Raw genomic sequence first — 16,799 nt, forward strand, 5'->3', positions numbered from 1 at the left:
GTCTTACTGCCCGTTAGACTGCGATAAAGTCTATGAATTCATTATATAACAAAAACTCTGTACTGACTAACGCCCTACTCGCTAATGGCTATTAAAAAGGCTTTTCTCATAGATTGTTGTTTTGCTATGAATTCTGCCCGTTGATTTCAGCACGGGGCACTTGCTTTACGAAAACAGCCATTAAAAAAAGATCCTAAACAGCTTATAACTTCCGATGAAAATGGGAGCAAAACCTGCACCAATCCACGATGACAATTTTCCTGCCGGTTATTTCAATGATTCCCTCTTTTTTTAGCCTTGAAAAGACCCGGCTAACACTTTCACGGGAGGTTCCTACTAAAGTGGAAAACTCCTGGACTGTAATCGGAAGCTCAATATGCATCCGGTTGCAATGATTGGCTCCGAATTTTTCTGCAAGCCTCTCTAGTGTCTTGATGGTTTTCGTATAAACATCAAGCAGAGCAATGTCTCTCAAAATGGATGTCATATCCCTAAGCGACTCACTCATGTAACGGATAATCTGGACTGCCATCTCGGGAGAGTACATTAGCTCCTTTTCAAGGTCATCTGTGTTCAAAAAATAGATTTCTCCATCCTGTACCATCGTACCCGTTGCCGGATAGGTTTGACCTGTCTGATTAAATAGATTGGCTTCCGCAAAAATTTCACCCTTTTTTTTAATGCAGACAATGATTTCGTTTCCCTGCTCATCCTGCTTGGTCAGCTTTACAATGCCTGAATGGACAAAATAAACTCCTTTGGCTACCTCGTATTCAGACATAATTTTATCGCCTTTAGTATACGCCCTTTTAATGATCCGTTTATCTATCAGCTGGATGGACTCACTTGGAAGATCCTTGAAGATTTCAATTTTCCCTAAAAACTCCTTGATTAGCGGCTGCTGGTACAACGCTCCGGTATTATCTCTCATTTCGTTTCCCATCCTTATCCCCCGCTTCCACTTTGTAATCTTTAGGATTATTGTAGCGAAGGCCTCTTATTTGGAAAGTGATATATCTCACATTTTCTCCAAAAGCGCTCAAAACACTTTCACAAATCCTTCACATTAACCTTAAAAATCCGTGAAAAACATCACATAAAGATGCGTAAGCTGAAGTTAGGATGATAAAGAAAACTCTAAGGAGGGAACAAAGTGAAAAAACCTTTTATTCATTTCATTATCAGCGCCATCCTCGGGCTTGGTATTGGATACTTGGCCTTTGATGTTCTGGGTGGTGAAGACGATCCAGGTAAAGAAGCTGCTGTACAGGATAATGAAGCATCCAGCACCGGGGAAACCAGTCAAAAAACTGGAGAAACATCCTCCGATTCAAATACAGCAACTACCGTTATTGCCGAGGAAAATATTCTTCAGGCAAAAGGCTGTCTGGGATGCCATTCTGTGGAAGGTTTAAATCTCCAAGGCGGTGCAACAGGTCCGGACTTATCACAAGCTTTTAATAATGTCGAAAGTAAGCACAGCAAGCCTCTAAATGAATTTCTGAAAGAACCGACCTCGGCAGTCATGTCGGGTGTTATTGGCGGAAATCCACTTACTGAGGAAGAAATTACCCAAGTTGCAGATTTGCTTAAACAGGCTTCAGAATCTAAATAACTATTAAGGTGGTGCCATGCTTATGAAAAAATGGGTTCCAGCTGCTTCCGGCCTGCTTGCCGGCTTTTTGGCAGCAACTGTCTTTTTTGCTGATTTATCGCCTGCACAGCGAAGCGAAGCATCAAACGACACTAATAAAAGCAACGCTGAAAAGGTTTATGTCCCATTTGGAGAAAAAGATGAATACTATTTATTTGCATCAGGCGGACATTCCGGACAAATGTTCATTTACGGAGTCCCCTCAATGCGTCACATTCGTACTGTACCAGTTTTTTCAAAGGATTCAGCAACCGGCTATGGCTGGGATACACATTCGAAAGAGATGCTGGGTGACTATACCTGGGGCGATCTTCACCATCCTGCATTTTCTGAAAAAGACGGCGACTATGACGGAAAATATATGTTTGCCACTGATGTTGGGAACAGCCGGGCAGCGTTGATGAATTTAGAAACATTTACAGTTAAAGACATTATTAATGTTCCTAATACAAGCGGTCCGCACTGTGCTGCATTTGTTACCTCCAACACAGAATATATGTTTCTTCCAACCCGATTCGCTGTCCCGATTGGAAGAGAGTATGCATCGCTTGACGAATACAGTGAAAAATACCGCGGGGTTATGTCTGCTGTTACATTTGATGATAAAAAGGAAAAATTAAACATCGCTTATCAAGTAGCGCTCCCGCCATGGTCATATGATTTGTCAGATGCAGGTAAAAAAGTGTCCGCAGACTGGGCAGTAATGACGACTTACAACACCGAAGAAGCCACTACCAACCTTGAAATCAATGCTTCACAAGCTGACAGGGATTACATCGTTTTGTTCAACTGGAAAGAGTTAGAGAAAATGATCAAGGATGGACAATATGACGAAGTGACAGGACAAAAAATGATTTTCCCAGAAAAACATAAAGGCGGCATTTACCTCGTTCCTGTCGCAAAATCGCCACATGGTGTAGATGTAACACCGGATGGCAAACGATTTATTGCATCCGGAAAACTGGCACCTGCTATGACTGTATTTTCTTTCGAAAAAGCATTCGAAGCGATTAAAAAAGAAGATTTTGCGGGGGAACGCAATGGAATTCCAGTCTTAAAATATGAATCTGTAATGGAAAAAGAGGTAAATCCTGAAAATGCTCTTGGGCCTCTTCATACACAGTTTGACGAAAAAGGAATGGCATATACAACAATGTTCATCTCCTCTGAAATTGTAAAATGGGATCCTAATACCGGCGAAACATTGGATCGGGTACCTGTACAATATTCTCCTGGACACTCTGTGGCAGCAGAAGGTGATACTGTCGATCCTGATGGAAAATATCTTATCGCTTTAAACAAAATTGCCAAAGACAGTTACTTGTCTGTCGGCCCTTCCCATCCGGAATCTATGCAGCTGATTGATCTATCCGGCAAGAAAATGGAAGTAATCCAATCATCACCTGTTAACCCTGAGCCTCACTATGCTCAAATGATTAAGGCAGATAAGATTAAAACAATTTCTGTTTATCCAAAAGATGAAAACAATCCGGATGCTGTATACAGCCAGGATCAAACGAAAATTGTCCGAAAAGGAAATGAAGTTCACGTTTACGGCATAGCCATGCGCTCCAAATTCATCTTTGATGCAAAAGTCGAGCGGCCTGATCAAATTGAGGTAAATGAAGGCGACAAAGTGGTTATTCATTTAACAAACATCGACTTCGATCAGGATATTACCCACGGTTTTGCCATTAACGGCTATGACTTAAACATTGAGGTTCAGCCGGGACAGACCAACACAATTGAATTTACAGCTGATAAAGCAGGCACCTTCCCGATCTATTGTACGAATTTCTGTTCAGCATTACACCAGGAAATGACAGGCTACTTTCTTGTGAAACCAAAAAAATAAAAGGTGAAAGGGTGTCAATTTCGATTGATGCCCTCCCCCCTTTTAAGAAAGGCGAGATACCTGTGGATCGTAAATATTTTTCCACCACTTCTTCCATCCTGCTAATCACAGCCTCCGCATTGATTGCAGCTTCTTTATTTTTCCCCTGGTGGGGCATGGAATTTTTTGCTCCCCAGTATCCGGAGGGCTTAAATATCATTGTCTATCCCAATAAGCTTGAGGGAGAAATTGATATAGTCAATGGCTTGAACCATTATATTGGAATGAAAAATTTCAGCGAGGCTAATTTTCCTGAATTAAGATACCTGCCCTTTCTAATTGGAGGGTTAGCCATTCTCACACTCATTACAGGTCTCCTCAAAAGGAAAGCCATACTCTTTTTGCTCATTGGTTTTTTTATTATAGGGGGAATGCTCGGTGTATGGGATCTGCACAGGTGGTTAAAGGATTTTGGAACAAATTTGAGCCCTACTGCTCCCATTACTGTCGAGCCCTTCATTCCGCCTATCATTGGTGAGAACACCTTAGCCAATTTTATTACCCATAGCTACTTGGGAAGCGGATTTTATATGGTAGCAGCAGCCTTTATTCTTCTGATAATTCCTTTATGGAAGGAACGGAGAAGATGAAGAAACTCTGTCTCCTTGTTTTCTTAATCTTTTTAACCTCCCTGGCTTTCCTAAAATATGGATACGCTTTTGGGAGCCTGCAGGATCTTATTGATTCAGCTGAAGATGGAGCAATTATAAAACTGGAAGACAAAACGTATGAGGGAAATATCACTATTAATAAAAAAATAGAAATTATAGGGAGCAATAAAACAGTCATTAAGGGTGACGGTACGAGTAATGTCGTATCTATTCGCTCTCCAGGAGTAGTTATGAGAAACCTCACAGTTATGAACAGCAGCATGGACCGGAATTCCTCCGAGGAATATGCGGCAGTAAAGATCTATTCCGACGGCAACCTCCTGGATCGCATTAAAATCAGCAGGTCCTTCCATGGAATCTATTTAAGCCAGGCACACGGAAACGTTGTTCAAAACTCGGAGATTACCGGTCTGGGTAAAGGAGAAATTGCCAACCAGGGGAATGGTCTTCATGTTTATTATGCCAACAGCAACTTATTGAAAAATAATAAGATAACCGGTACAAGAGACGGCATGTTTTTTGATTATGCCAATGACAATACCATTTCAGATAATGAGATAAGCCATACCAGATATGGTTTACATTATATGTATTCTGACCATAACCGCTTTAAAAACAATATTTTCTTCTTTAACACCGGCGGAGCAGCTGTCATGCACTCCAGTGGACTAACTCTTTCAAACAATCAATTTATTTTTAATTATGGGCACCGTTCCTTTGGAGTTTTGCTCTTGTCTGCCAACAAAATCGAAATAGAGGATAATACTTTCTTTTTAAATCAGCGGGGCCTTTATATTGATCAATCGACTTCAAGCTCCATCCGGAAAAACCGGATTATTAAAAACCAAATCGGCATTGAACTTTGGGCCAGCTCAAATGATCAGGTTTTTTCAGCTAACCAAATTCACGAAAATACGATTCCTGCAGTCAGTTTAGGCGGACAGGGACAAAACAGCTGGAGTGAGAACGGCGTGGGAAATGATTGGGGCAGGACTTTACCCAGCCTCGATTTGGACGGAAATGGCATAGGTGATGAGCCAATTAGTTACCAGTCTTCATTCCACCAGCTCATAGAAGATCATGAGTTAACCTATTTATTTTTGAAAAGTCCGGCTATAGCCGTTTATGAAAAGATGAATGCTCTTCTTAAGAAGAATAAAACCATGTTTGAAGACACTTATCCGCTAGTTCGACGAGGCGGAGACAGCATCCCATTGGTTTGGTTGCTACTTGGGGCAGCTGCCTCCTTAACGATCTTATTAAAAGGGAGACAATGGCTATGCATTACATTTGGAAAGAATGGAAGGAAAACATAAGAGGAAAAGGACTATGGTTATCCTTCGGCATCGTGATACTGGTCTCGGTCATTATTTTATACAAATCCACTATTCTTTCTTTTGATCAAGGATTTTATATTTTACTGTTAACCTTATTTGATTCAATGATCTATTTCATCCCTATTCTGTGTTTATTTCTTGGAGCATTCTCAATCTTCCAGGAAAAAGAACAGAAAACCTTAGTCATGCTTTTAACAAGAAACGAAAGTTATTCCAGCTTTTTGCTTAAAAAGTCCCTTGCAATTCAGGCCGTTTTGGTTGGCCCCATTTTCATATGGTTTCTGATCTATATTCTTCCTATAAAATTTTATTTTCAGCTGGATGGCAAGCATTATGCAGTATTTTTAACCTCCCTTTTAACCTTGATGCTGGTTTTTAACCAGTTTGGAATTTTAATCGGAAGTCTCTCGCGGTCACGTATGCAGATTGTAGGGTATGCAATTATAACATGGTTTTACTTTTTCTTCTTACACGATTTTATTATGCTTGCCCTATTGCCTTATATCACATATGAAAATGTAAAACTTTTTTCAATCGCCTATTTTTTCAATCCTTTACAAGCTTCACGAGTTTTTCTTGAGACAGGTCTGGAGGTTTACTCATTCGGACATATGTCCAAATTGCTGAAATCATTTATGTGGGTGAAGCCTGGGTTTTTTTTAATCGGAAATGCAGTTTTGCTTCTCCTCTTCTCATTTTTATTAGCCGTGGCTTTGCACCGTAAGGAGGGATTAGATTGATTGAAATAAAGGAATTAACTCAATTTTACGGAAAAAAAATTGTTTTAGATCATGTGAATCTTACCATTGAAACAAATGAAATCTGTGCTCTGGTCGGTCGAAACGGAGCGGGAAAGTCTACTCTTATTAACAGCCTGCTCGGGATTATTCCTGTTAAAAAAGGGATCGTAAAAATAAATGGATTAAAGTTTTCCAAGAGAAATTCAGGAGATATTGCTTTCTTGCCTGAAAAATTCATGCTTTATCCGCCCCTATCAGGGCTTGAAAATATGACCTTTTTTGCCCTGGCTTCCTTAAAGACAGTGGATATGGTGCGTATCAGGGAATTATTGGAGTCTGTCTCTCTTTGGGAAGACCGCCACCTCGCCATTAAGAATTATTCAAAAGGAATGCTTCAGCGGTTGGGATTGGCAATAACACTTTATCAGGATTCAGGCATTTTAATACTTGATGAACCAACAAGCGGCATTGATCCAATGGGGAGAAAAGAAATTCTTCAAATTTTGAAATCTCTTGAGGGAAAAACCATTCTTTTATCTTCCCATCATCTGGATGAGATCAGACAACTATGCACACACGTTGCCTACTTAGAAGATTGTACAATTCAAAAATTTACTGTTGATGAATTCCTGGAAACTCAAAGGTTGGGAGATAATGCGTTATGAAACAGTTTTTTATTGGAAGTCTTTTGCTGCTTATTCTGATATTATCCGGGTGCAGCTCCAGCCCGAACATTAATATCGAAGTAAGTGAACCTTTCTTTATGCAAAAAGATAAAGCCACTTTATTCAAGGTAGCAATTTCAGAGAATAATAATGCTTTAACTGATTTAAAGGTAACAGCCGATTTTTCCATGAAAAATATGGATCACGGGCAATACCAGACAACCCTTCAGGAAGAAAAGGATGGAATTTATTCCGGAAATATTGAATTGCCAATGGCAGGTGATTGGGAAATCTTCATTACTGCTGAAAAGGGCAGCAAAGTAACAGAGGAAGTCCTCGAATATGAAGTGAAAGAGCCAGAGGGCGCTGCACTTATTAACGGTGATTGGATAACTGAAAAAGACTTGGAATTCTACCTTTTTATTAATAAACTGCATATCGCGATAAGCAGATCCCAGGATGAACAAACCTATAAAGGCAATGCCCTGAATGAAGCAATGGCCTATTGGGATGCCCAGGAGAAAATGAATGAGGACCGCAATCAGTTATTAACACAAATTATTAGGCTGCGTTCCATGGCATATCTCTCTATAGAAAAAGGCCATGAAGCAACAAAAGAAGAAGTATCCAGCGAACTTGAGAAAGTAAAGGAGCAATACAATCAATTCGATATAGCAAAAAAAATGATACAGGAGTACGGCGATCAAAGATTTTGGGAGAAACAGGAGAAACAATACGAGTTAATTGTTCTCTCCCAAAAAGTCCAGCAGGATTTAATTGAAAAAGTAAAAAAAGAAAACCCTGATGTCAACGAGCAAGAAATCTATTATCTTGCCCAAAAGCAGTATGAAGAGCTGCTCGTCTCACAGGTTAATTCACTTAAGATTGAATTTTTTTAAAGAAGCTTACAGCTCCCCTTTAAACAACTTATAGACCTTCCATCTTGGATGGGAGGTTTTTTTGTCGAAACATTTATCAAATAATGAGTGATTACTCACTTTACACCACTGGTTATTTGCTATATGATTTGTATGAGTGATTACTCACTTTTATGAAAGAGGTGGAAATATGAATAATGAAAATCCGGTAGTTTTCATTCAAAATGTATCAAAAAGCTATGGAAAACAGCAGGTACTTAAAAATGTAAACTTAGAAATCATTCCGGGAGAAATATTCGGCCTCCTCGGTCCCTCTGGAGCAGGAAAGACGACCATAGTGAAGCAGCTGGCCGGATTGGAAACTCCCACACAAGGAGAAAACTATATTTTCAGTGAAAAGATGCCCCGTTTAGATTTGATGAACAGGATTGGCTATATGGCCCAATCCGATGCCCTTTACGGAGAATTAACAGCAAAAGAAAATCTTGATTTTTTTGCTTCTCTTTATGGACTAAAAGGAAAGGAAAAACAGCAGCGAATGAAGGATGTTATGGAAATTGTATCTTTAACCGAACACTTCGATAAGCTGGTTTTCAACTATTCTGGGGGAATGAAGCGACGCCTTTCCCTTGCTATCTCGCTTCTGCATAAGCCGGGATTGCTCATTCTTGACGAACCTACTGTTGGCATTGACCCTGTCCTGAGAAAAGGTATTTGGGCTGCATTTAAAGACCTAAAGGATAATGGAACAACTATTATCGTTACCACTCATGTAATGGATGAAGCAGAAAAATGCGATAGGCTGGGAATGATCAGGGATGGACAGCTCATTGCAGTTGGATCTCCCGAGGAATTAAAGCAGCAAACAAGCGCGGCCAATATTGAAGATGCCTTCCTGGCATATGGAGGTGCTTAAAATGAGAATTACTGCGCTGGTTATTAGAATACTCCGCCAGATTGTAAGAGATAAACGGACCATGGCCCTTTTGATTTTCGCGCCTATGCTTGTCCTGACCATGCTTCACCTTGTATTTAATGGAGATGAATATAGGCCTAATATTGGGCTCGTTGATATACCTGAAGCAATTGAAACTCAATTAAACTTAGAAGATGCTATTATTAAACATTACGAATCTGCTAATCTGGCAGAAAGTGATTTAACGAGTAGGGAGCTGGATGGGTATCTGTTGTTTGAAAATATGGCTCCATCCATAGTCCTGGAAGGGAGCGACCCGAGTGTAAACGGCTCCGTCTTAAGATGGGTTCAAAACGCGTTAAAACCCTTGCAGCAAAATCTAACCAATAAGGAAATGGAAATCAATTATCTATTCGGCTCAAGCGACATGGGGCAGTTTGATTATTTCGGCCCAGTCCTTCTTGGATTTTTCGTCTTTTTCTTCGTTTTCCTTATTGCCGGTGTTTCCTTTTTGCGCGAGAGAACCACTGGAACACTTGAAAGGCTTTTAACAAGCCCGTTAAGAAAATGGGAAATCGTTGCAGGATATACCATCGGGTTTGGCGTTTTCACCATGATCCAGGCTACGATTATTGCCTGGTACGCCATATACGTGCTTGGAATGCTGATGGAGGGAGCTTTTGGCTATGTCCTGCTCATTACTTTGCTTCTTTCCTTATCAGCACTAACCCTGGGGATACTGCTATCCTCCTTTGCCAATAACGAGCTGCAAATGATTCAATTTATTCCGCTGGTTGTTGTGCCGCAGATCTTTTTTTCCGGTTTATTTAACCTCAAAACGATTTCGGAATGGCTCAGCTGGGTTGGACCTTTAACCCCTTTATATTATGCTGCCGAAGCATTGCGGAATGTGATGGTGAGGGGCTTTGGCTGGGATATGATTTATAAAGACCTGCTGGTATTGCTGGGCTTCTCTCTGCTATTTATGATTCTAAATATTGCTGCTCTAAGAAGGTACCGAAAAATATAAAGCCTGTAAATTTCTTTTTATATTTTTAATCCTTTATAATAAATGTATAGATTAGTACGGATAAAGGAGTTTACTATGTCAGAGCACGATTCGGTTATTGAAGAGTTATTCCAGGAAGAAGAGGGACTCACGGATAAGCAGAAGAAAATTATTATAGCAGCGGTTGAATCGTTTTCCGAGAAAGGCTATGCAGCTACCTCAACTAGTGAAATTGCTAAGAAAGCAGGAGTAGCAGAGGGAACGATATTTCGTCACTATAAAACAAAAAAGGATTTGCTGATGGGCATTGTCTCACCCATGATGGCAAAATTAATCGCCCCATTTGTCATAAAGGATTTATATAAAGTAATCGATCATAAATATGAACGTTATGAAGACTTTCTAAGAGCTATGATGGAAAATCGGATTGCCTTCTTAAAAAACAATATGCCCCTTTTAAAGATCCTAATCCAGGAAATTCCGTTCCACCCCGAGCTTAAGGAACAATTTAAAGAGCATATTGCCTGCAAGGTGTTCGAACGCTTTGTTAACCTGGTGGAGTTCTATCAGAAAAAAGGCCAAATTATTAATATTCCTTCTTACAGTGCCGTTCGAATGACCTTTACATCCATATTCGGCTTTTTGATCACCAGGTATTTAATTTTGCCTGAAGCGGAGTGGAATGATGAGGAAGAGATTGAATTAACCATTCAATTCATTATGCATGGACTTTCTGTAAAATCATAACAAAAGCCTGGCAGCTGCCAGGCTTTTTATATATCAGTTAAAGAAATTCTATAAAGCTTGTCATCCTTTTCAAACGGATTTCCGCGGCCATCTGTGTTGTTGCTTATAAAATAAAGGTTATTTCCTTCAATAAAAACATCCCTGATCCGGCCTAAATTCGTCACAAGCTTTCTAACTTTTTTTGCCTCCAGGTCAAACTCCAGAACTGCACTGCCTCTTAAGGCAGCGGTGTAGAGCTTGCCATCATGGTAGGCCATCCCGGAAGGAGCCCAGGTTTCATCATCCCCTGAAGTAAACAAGGGAGATTCCATGCCTTCTTTCTTTTCAGTCCCTTTTATGACAGGCCAGCCATAATTCTTTCCGGCTATTATTTTATTGATTTCATCATTGGCTGAGGGCCCGTGCTCACTTTCATACAAAGTCCCGTCCGCTGCCCAGGCAAGTCCCTGAGGATTACGGTGGCCATAGCTATAGACATATGAATCGGGAAAAGGATTATCTTCCGGTATGGTGCCGTCCAGATTCATTCTTAAGATTTTGCCTCCCAAAGAATTCATATCCTGCGCAATTTCCGGATTAGCAGCAGCATCGCCTGCTGTTGCGTAAAGCTTGCCGTCAGGGCCGATTTCAAGGCGGCCGCCATGGTGGAACTGGCCGCTCGGAATTTTATCCAGCAAGATCTTTTCCTCTTTCCATATTCCATCCTGAAGCTGGAGAGTGACAATGCGGTTAAACTGGCCGGTGCTGTTTTCGTAGGTATAATAGGCAAAGGCTTCATTCGACTTGGAAAAGTCAGGGGCCAGAACAAAGCCAAGGAAACCCGCTTCCGCTGCTGTAGACAGCTTTTTTTCCAATTGTACCTTTTGGCGTTCCTTTTTGCTTTCGTCAACTTTTACAATGCTTCCCTGTCTTTCCGAAATATAAAAGGTTTCTCCCGTTTTGGCAATGGACCAGGGAATATCCAGCTCATCAGCGAGAATTTCCGGTTCTTCATTTGCAGGAAGGCTGACTTCCTGCTCTTCAACCTTTTCCTTTACCTCATTCTCCCCGGCGTTTGTGCAACCGGCAATAAATACAAAAGCCAGAAGCCATACACCTAATACCCTTTTCACCCAGCTCCAACCTCCTTGAATTACTCTAGTACTTCCCAAATCGCTTTAGCTACTCCGCTGTCTTCGTTTGTTGATGTAACTGCATCACATTGCGCTTTAATGATTTCATCGGCATTTCCCATTGCGACTGATCTTCCGGCCCGTTTGAACATGGACAAATCATTATAATTATCGCCAATCGCCATCGTTTCTAGATTTGAAATTCCTTTTTCTTTTACAAAAGCTTCAAGGGCAATCCCCTTTTGTGCATCCACACTTGTCAGCTCCAGGTTTTCATCCCCTGATGAACTCACTGCCATACCTTCCAGCTGAAGCAAGTCCTCCTTTGCGGAAGCGAGAAAATCTGGTTCAAACGAGAAGGCCAGCAGCTTATAAATTTGATGCTCCTCGTGGTTGAAAAGTTCATCATAGCTGTTCACTTTATGCACCAGCCCCTTTTTAAACCGTTCTTCTGCGGCTTTTGTGACCTCGTCAATGTCCGCTTCAGGGTTTCCGCTTAAAAAGATATCCACAATGATTGAGACGCCTCTATCTTCATCCACTGTATATGTACCTTGGTTTGTATACACCTCGAAATAAACATTGTTCTGTATAAGGATATAAGCAGCTTTTTTAGCCAAGGCCTTATCGAGCGGATTGGAAGAAACCATTTTTCCATCCGCAGCCCTTACCTCAGCGCCATTTGCACAAATAATCGGGCAGGAGATACCAGCTTCCTCCAAAACAAAGCTTGCTTCGAAGTACGAGCGTCCGGTTGCGATTACAACCTCTACTCCTTTTTCTTGTGCTGCTTTGATTGCTTCAATATTCTTATCCGTTATTTTCTGTGTTGCTGTTAAAAGAGTTCCATCCATATCACTGGCAATGCATTTGATCATGTTTATCTCACCTTCTGGCTGTAGTAGTATTTTTACAGAAAAACTTATTTTGCCATTCTAACATGTTCTTTAAATTATTTTAAATGTTTGTGCTCTCCCCTAAATACGAGGCTCGTGCCTTCCGCTTCAATCAACACAGTTGCTATAACAGGAATAGCTGTATCACAGCCTATTTTTCTAAACTAAATACTTACTCCCTTCCCTGATGCTTAACTTGGCAAGGGGATTGGAATCGATAAACTCTTTTACTGAAGCAGGGTTTGTTTTGGAATACTCCCTGAGAGCCCATCCAATCGCTTTTTGGATGAAGAACTCCCTGCTTTCATTATTTAGGAGAATATAGCGGTATAATAACTCTTCATCTGTACGGTCTTTATACTTTAACTGAAATAAAATCGCGGTCCGGCGAAGCCACATATTATTGCTGGAAGCCCATCCGTCAATTCTCTCCTTTATCACTTCAGGATGCTTTTCCGCAATTGCCCCAGCCGCATGCGAAGCAAGCATGTCGACTGTATCCCACCAGGACTTTGATACAATCAGCTTTTCAATTAAATCAAAATGGCTCTTGTCCAATTTCTTTGTGAATTTCCCAATATAGTCAAGAGCGGCACTTTGATATTCTCTTTCTTCCATCTCCCACAATGCTTCAACGAAATCCGGCTTGAACTCCTGTTTTAACATCCCGGTTTCATTAAAGAATTCTTTTAATAAAATTCTTCTTTCAGGCGTTTTAATTCCTAGGAAAGGAAACTTGTTTTTCATGTAGCTTCCCATGGGAACAGCTTTCTCTTCACATCGGTTTTCCTCAAAAAGCTTTATTAACAAAGTAATATTCATATAAGCACTCCTTTTTACATCGAAACAGGTTTTATATCATCATGCTAAGGGTAAGGTATTTTAGGGATTTGTCTCTTTCTCCGTTTTTGGACAGCTTTTCCTCTTCTTATTAAAATCCATTTTAAAGAGTTAAACCCGAATAATACAATTCCCATGAATGATTAGACAGAAAAGAAGGCCAAAATACAACTATGCGTTATTTTTTATGTTCGGTTAGTTTAGGGGGGATTTTATTGAATGATAAATCCGGCAATATAAACAGTGTATTTTGGATTTCAGCTGTTGTTATTTTGCTTTTGGTTTTACTGGGGGTTTTTACTCCCGAATTATTTGCAAGTGCAGCAACAAAAGCCTTTAATTTTACTACATACGCATTTGGTTGGTTTTACTTAATTTCGGTCTTGTTTTTTGTCTTATTCTGTATCTTTCTTGCCATAAGCAAATATGGCCGCATTAAACTTGGGAATGATGAAGATAAAGCGGATTATCCCTTTTTCACATGGATTGGGATGCTATTCAGCGCTGGGTTTGGAATTGGATTAGTTTTCTGGGGAATTGCGGAACCGATGAGCCATTACTTTACACCGCCAAGGGAGGGGATGGAGCCTTTAACAACAGATGCTGCCCGGGAAGCTATGGGCTATTCGTTTTTCCACTGGGGTGTAAGCCAATGGTCTGTGTTCACCATTGTCGGCTTGGCGATTGGTTATTTTCAATTCAGGAAGAAAGAGAACGGACTTATTTCCACCACTTTAAATCCTTTATTCAGCAAAAAACGGGAGCCTGCTACCCTAAAGAAATTCATCGATATTTTGGCTGTTATCGCAACAGTCATGGGGGTAGCGACATCGCTTGGACTCGGTATTCTCCAGATTAACGGAGGTCTGGATGCAGTATTTGGTATTGAAAAAAGTGCTTTAACGCAAATTTTGATTATCGTGGTTATGACCGCTTTATTCCTGTTATCCTCATCTACAGGACTCAATAAAGGGATTAGATACTTGAGTAACCTAAATCTTGGACTTGCTTTAGTCCTTATGCTTTTCGTTTTGGTTACAGGTCCTACCGTGTTTATTTTAAATACATTTACACTTGGAATAGGCGATTATATCTCAAATTTTATTAATTTGAGCCTTCGCATGACCCCTTATAAGGGCGGCACATGGATCCGGGACTGGACCATTTTTTATTGGGCCTGGGCCATTGCCTGGTCACCGTTTGTAGGAGCCTTTATCGCAAGGGTTTCCAGGGGAAGGACCATCCGTGAATTCGTGGTTGGCGTCCTGATTGTTCCTCCGCTCATCGCCCTTATTTGGATTGCGGTATTCGGCGGAACAGCTTTGCACTTCGACCTTTTCAGCGGTACTGCGATTGCAGAGGCTGTTAATAACGATGTAACTTCAGCCTTATTCCAAACCTATAACCAGCTGCCGTTCAGCTTCCTGCTTTCCGTCCTTTCCATCCTGCTGATTCTGACCTTCCTGATCACATCTGCAGACTCAGCAACCTATATTTTAGGAGTAATGACGGCGAATGGCACTTTATCACCGCCGCTCACTACACGGATTGTATGGGGAATTTTGATGGGGGCCATTGCGGCAGTCCTCCTTTTAAGCAGCGGCCTTGAAGGTCTGCAGACTGCCTCTCTCGTCACGGCTCTTCCATTTACGATTATTCTGATTCTTATGTGTGCTTCGTTATTTAAGATGCTTCGTAAAGAAACAATACCGGTTAAACGCAAGAAATAGGCTGAATGTCTTTAAGATTATTTTGTTTACACACTAACAGACCTCCCACTAGGAGGTCTGTTTTTATTCCACTTTGAAAAACAGACCTATCCACTTTTTCTCCGTCTTCTATTCTTGTTGTTTTCTTAACAGCCTATTGATAATGGCTATAAATCTTTTTCCAAAAGCATAGAAAGCATACATATTTTTCAAAATCCGCTGCAGTTAGTGTTGCCAGCTTAAATATTATTTCAGAAAAGAAGGAATATAGGGAATTTTACAGAAAATATAATAGGTTTAGGGATCAATTTTTTTAAGGGGGTTACATCATGAAAGTACTGGTATCATTCTTTAACCGCATTATGCAGCGGTATCTGCCTGATCCATTTTTATTTGTTATTATCTTAACTTTCGCCGTTTTTGGATTAGGTTTGATTTTTACTGACAACGGGCCTTATCAGATGGTCCAGCATTGGGGCAATGGTTTTTGGGGACTTTTAGTCTTCTCCATGCAAATGGTGCTTGTCCTGGTAACAGGGCATGTATTGGCCAGCAGCCAAATTTTTAAAAAGGGATTAGGTGCTCTTGCCTCAACTGCAAAGTCACCTGGCCAGGCTATTATCATTGTTACGGTTGTTTCCATGATTGCCAGCCTAATCAACTGGGGCTTCGGTCTTGTCATCGGTGCTTTATTCGCCAAGGAACTTGCTAAAAAAGTTAAAAATGTGGATTACCGGCTTTTGATTGCAAGCGCTTACGGAGGATTTATTGTTTGGCATGGAGGAATTTCTGGTTCCATCCCATTGACGATTGCTACACCGGGCCACTTTTCGGAAGAAATGATTGGTGTGATTGCAACTGACCAAACCATTTTTGCCGGGTTCAACCTTTTTATTGTTTTGGCACTCTTCTTGATTTTGCCTTTTGTTAACCGCTTTATGATGCCATCAAAAGAGGAGACAATCGTTGTGGATTCTGCACTTCTTCAGGATGATGTTCAGGCTGCCACTCTCGAAAAAGGGGCTATGACACCGGCAGAACGACTAGAAAACAGCCGCATTATCTCCTTGCTGATCGGACTCTTTGGACTCGTTTTCCTGTTTTACTATTTTGCTTCAAATGGCTTCAAGCTCAATCTTGATATTGTTAACTTCTTGTTCCTGTTTCTTGGCATCCTTTTCCACGGAACACCTAAGCAGTTCCTGGAAGCGGTCGTTAATGCTGTTAAAGGAGCAAGCGGCATCATTGTCCAGTTCCCGTTTTACGCTGGAATCATGGGCATGATGACAACTTCTGGATTAGCAGCAGTTATGTCAGAGGGCTTTGTTTCAATTTCCAATGAATTCACGTTCCATTTTTTTGCGTTTCTAAGTGCAGGATTAGTAAACTTTTTCGTTCCTTCTGGTGGGGGACAGTGGGCAGTTCAGGCTCCTGTTATGCTGGAAGCGGCAAAGGCCATGGACGTATCCATTCCCAAAACGGCAATGGCTGTTGCATGGGGAGACGCCTGGACAAACTTAATCCAGCCTTTCTGGGCTCTGCCTGCTCTTGCGATTGCTGGCTTAAAAGCAAAAGATATCATGGGATACTGCGTACTGACTCTGCTTGTGAGCGGCGCAGTCATTTCTCTGGGATTGCTGTTTTTCTAAAAATGTAAGAGGATGGTGCGTTCCCATCCTCTTTTTTTGCGGTTCGTTGATATTTGGTCCAGTTTCGTTGATATATCATAAAATTCGTTGATAAAACTTCTTCACCGCCGCCCAAACCTGCTCAAGAAACAAAAATGCATGA

16 protein-coding genes are annotated in these 16,799 nt (G+C 40.9%); 12 read left to right on the forward strand and 4 right to left on the reverse strand.

The window, feature by feature from the left end; all coding sequences use genetic code 11:
- Window positions 1-202: 202 nt before the first annotated feature.
- Complete coding sequence (locus IQ19_RS20270; RefSeq protein ID WP_144544508.1) at window positions 203-943, reverse strand: Crp/Fnr family transcriptional regulator; 741 nt, start codon at window positions 941-943, stop codon at window positions 203-205.
- A gap of 210 nt (window positions 944-1,153) precedes the next feature.
- Here IQ19_RS20270 and IQ19_RS20275 point away from each other — a divergent pair, with 210 nt between their 5' ends.
- The 10 genes from IQ19_RS20275 (at window position 1,154) to IQ19_RS20320 (ending at window position 10,451) form a co-directional block, all read left to right on the forward strand.
- The gene (locus IQ19_RS20275; RefSeq protein WP_144544510.1) at window positions 1,154-1,615 is read left to right on the forward strand and encodes a c-type cytochrome; all 462 of its coding nucleotides are present in this window, start codon (window positions 1,154-1,156) and stop codon (window positions 1,613-1,615) included.
- 22 nt (window positions 1,616-1,637) lie between these two features.
- On the forward strand, window positions 1,638-3,509 hold the full coding sequence (nosZ, locus tag IQ19_RS20280) for a Sec-dependent nitrous-oxide reductase (protein WP_199749507.1): 1,872 nt from the start codon (window positions 1,638-1,640) through the stop codon (window positions 3,507-3,509).
- A 62-nt stretch (window positions 3,510-3,571) separates the two neighbouring features.
- Window positions 3,572-4,138 (forward strand): hypothetical protein, encoded by a 567-nt coding sequence (locus IQ19_RS20285; protein ID WP_144544514.1) that lies wholly within the window; start codon window positions 3,572-3,574, stop codon window positions 4,136-4,138.
- Complete coding sequence (nosD, locus tag IQ19_RS20290; RefSeq protein ID WP_144544516.1) at window positions 4,135-5,475, forward strand: nitrous oxide reductase family maturation protein NosD; 1,341 nt, start codon at window positions 4,135-4,137, stop codon at window positions 5,473-5,475. Before IQ19_RS20285 ends, nosD begins: the two co-directional genes overlap by 4 nt.
- A complete protein-coding gene (locus IQ19_RS20295; protein ID WP_158638868.1) occupies window positions 5,439-6,236 on the forward strand; it encodes an ABC transporter permease in 798 nt (265 codons plus the stop codon). Before nosD ends, IQ19_RS20295 begins: the two co-directional genes overlap by 37 nt.
- Complete coding sequence (locus tag IQ19_RS20300) at window positions 6,233-6,901, forward strand: ABC transporter ATP-binding protein (RefSeq protein ID WP_144544520.1); 669 nt, start codon at window positions 6,233-6,235, stop codon at window positions 6,899-6,901. The genes IQ19_RS20295 and IQ19_RS20300 overlap by 4 nt, the downstream gene beginning before the upstream one ends.
- Window positions 6,898-7,800 (forward strand): FixH family protein, encoded by a 903-nt coding sequence (locus IQ19_RS20305; RefSeq protein WP_144544522.1) that lies wholly within the window; start codon window positions 6,898-6,900, stop codon window positions 7,798-7,800. Before IQ19_RS20300 ends, IQ19_RS20305 begins: the two co-directional genes overlap by 4 nt.
- Before the next feature lie 169 nt (window positions 7,801-7,969).
- On the forward strand, window positions 7,970-8,695 hold the full coding sequence (locus tag IQ19_RS20310) for an ABC transporter ATP-binding protein (RefSeq protein WP_144544524.1): 726 nt from the start codon (window positions 7,970-7,972) through the stop codon (window positions 8,693-8,695).
- A gap of 1 nt (window position 8,696) precedes the next feature.
- A complete protein-coding gene (locus tag IQ19_RS20315) occupies window positions 8,697-9,725 on the forward strand; it encodes an ABC transporter permease (RefSeq protein WP_144544526.1) in 1,029 nt (342 codons plus the stop codon).
- Between the two features lie 75 nt (window positions 9,726-9,800).
- Window positions 9,801-10,451: a TetR/AcrR family transcriptional regulator gene (locus IQ19_RS20320; protein WP_144544528.1), complete on the forward strand. Its 651-nt coding sequence runs from the start codon at window positions 9,801-9,803 to the stop codon at window positions 10,449-10,451.
- 26 nt (window positions 10,452-10,477) lie between these two features.
- Here the strand turns inward: IQ19_RS20320 and IQ19_RS20325 are convergent, their stop codons facing one another.
- The 3 genes from IQ19_RS20325 to IQ19_RS20335 all read right to left on the reverse strand — a co-directional run bounded on the left by IQ19_RS20325 (window position 10,478) and on the right by IQ19_RS20335 (window position 13,281).
- A complete protein-coding gene (locus IQ19_RS20325; RefSeq protein ID WP_144544530.1) occupies window positions 10,478-11,563 on the reverse strand; it encodes a PQQ-dependent sugar dehydrogenase in 1,086 nt (361 codons plus the stop codon).
- Between the two features lie 20 nt (window positions 11,564-11,583).
- Window positions 11,584-12,441 carry an HAD family hydrolase gene (locus IQ19_RS20330; protein ID WP_144544532.1) on the reverse strand — a complete coding sequence of 286 codons (858 nt, stop codon included), beginning with the start codon at window positions 12,439-12,441 and terminating at the stop codon, window positions 11,584-11,586.
- A gap of 177 nt (window positions 12,442-12,618) precedes the next feature.
- Window positions 12,619-13,281 carry a DNA alkylation repair protein gene (locus tag IQ19_RS20335; RefSeq protein WP_144544534.1) on the reverse strand — a complete coding sequence of 221 codons (663 nt, stop codon included), beginning with the start codon at window positions 13,279-13,281 and terminating at the stop codon, window positions 12,619-12,621.
- 233 nt (window positions 13,282-13,514) lie between these two features.
- On the opposite strand from IQ19_RS20335, the gene IQ19_RS20340 reads away from it, so the two are divergent.
- The gene (locus IQ19_RS20340; protein ID WP_242021074.1) at window positions 13,515-15,029 is read left to right on the forward strand and encodes a BCCT family transporter; all 1,515 of its coding nucleotides are present in this window, start codon (window positions 13,515-13,517) and stop codon (window positions 15,027-15,029) included.
- A gap of 308 nt (window positions 15,030-15,337) precedes the next feature.
- A complete protein-coding gene (locus tag IQ19_RS20345; protein WP_144544538.1) occupies window positions 15,338-16,657 on the forward strand; it encodes a short-chain fatty acid transporter in 1,320 nt (439 codons plus the stop codon).
- Window positions 16,658-16,799: the final 142 nt, after the last annotated feature.

This window comes from Cytobacillus oceanisediminis (assembly GCF_007830235.1).
GTDB classification, from domain to species: domain Bacteria; phylum Bacillota; class Bacilli; order Bacillales; family Cytobacillaceae; genus Cytobacillus; species Cytobacillus oceanisediminis.

Excerpts from the sequence above, each read along its gene's own strand:
- nosD (WP_144544516.1), top strand. The coding sequence starts at position 4,135 with ATGAAGAAACTCTGTCTCCTTGTTTTCTTAATCTTTTTAACCTCCCTG.
- nosZ (WP_199749507.1), top strand. The coding sequence starts at position 1,638 with ATGAAAAAATGGGTTCCAGCTGCTTCCGGCCTGCTTGCCGGCTTTTTG.
- IQ19_RS20315 (WP_144544526.1), top strand. The coding sequence starts at position 8,697 with ATGAGAATTACTGCGCTGGTTATTAGAATACTCCGCCAGATTGTAAGA.
- IQ19_RS20310 (WP_144544524.1), top strand. The coding sequence starts at position 7,970 with ATGAATAATGAAAATCCGGTAGTTTTCATTCAAAATGTATCAAAAAGC.
- IQ19_RS20270 (WP_144544508.1), bottom strand. The coding sequence starts at position 943 with ATGGGAAACGAAATGAGAGATAATACCGGAGCGTTGTACCAGCAGCCG.
- IQ19_RS20330 (WP_144544532.1), bottom strand. The coding sequence starts at position 12,441 with ATGATCAAATGCATTGCCAGTGATATGGATGGAACTCTTTTAACAGCA.
- IQ19_RS20345 (WP_144544538.1), top strand. The coding sequence starts at position 15,338 with ATGAAAGTACTGGTATCATTCTTTAACCGCATTATGCAGCGGTATCTG.
- IQ19_RS20295 (WP_158638868.1), top strand. The coding sequence starts at position 5,439 with ATGCATTACATTTGGAAAGAATGGAAGGAAAACATAAGAGGAAAAGGA.
- IQ19_RS20305 (WP_144544522.1), top strand. The coding sequence starts at position 6,898 with ATGAAACAGTTTTTTATTGGAAGTCTTTTGCTGCTTATTCTGATATTA.
- IQ19_RS20320 (WP_144544528.1), top strand. The coding sequence starts at position 9,801 with ATGTCAGAGCACGATTCGGTTATTGAAGAGTTATTCCAGGAAGAAGAG.
- IQ19_RS20335 (WP_144544534.1), bottom strand. The coding sequence starts at position 13,281 with ATGAATATTACTTTGTTAATAAAGCTTTTTGAGGAAAACCGATGTGAA.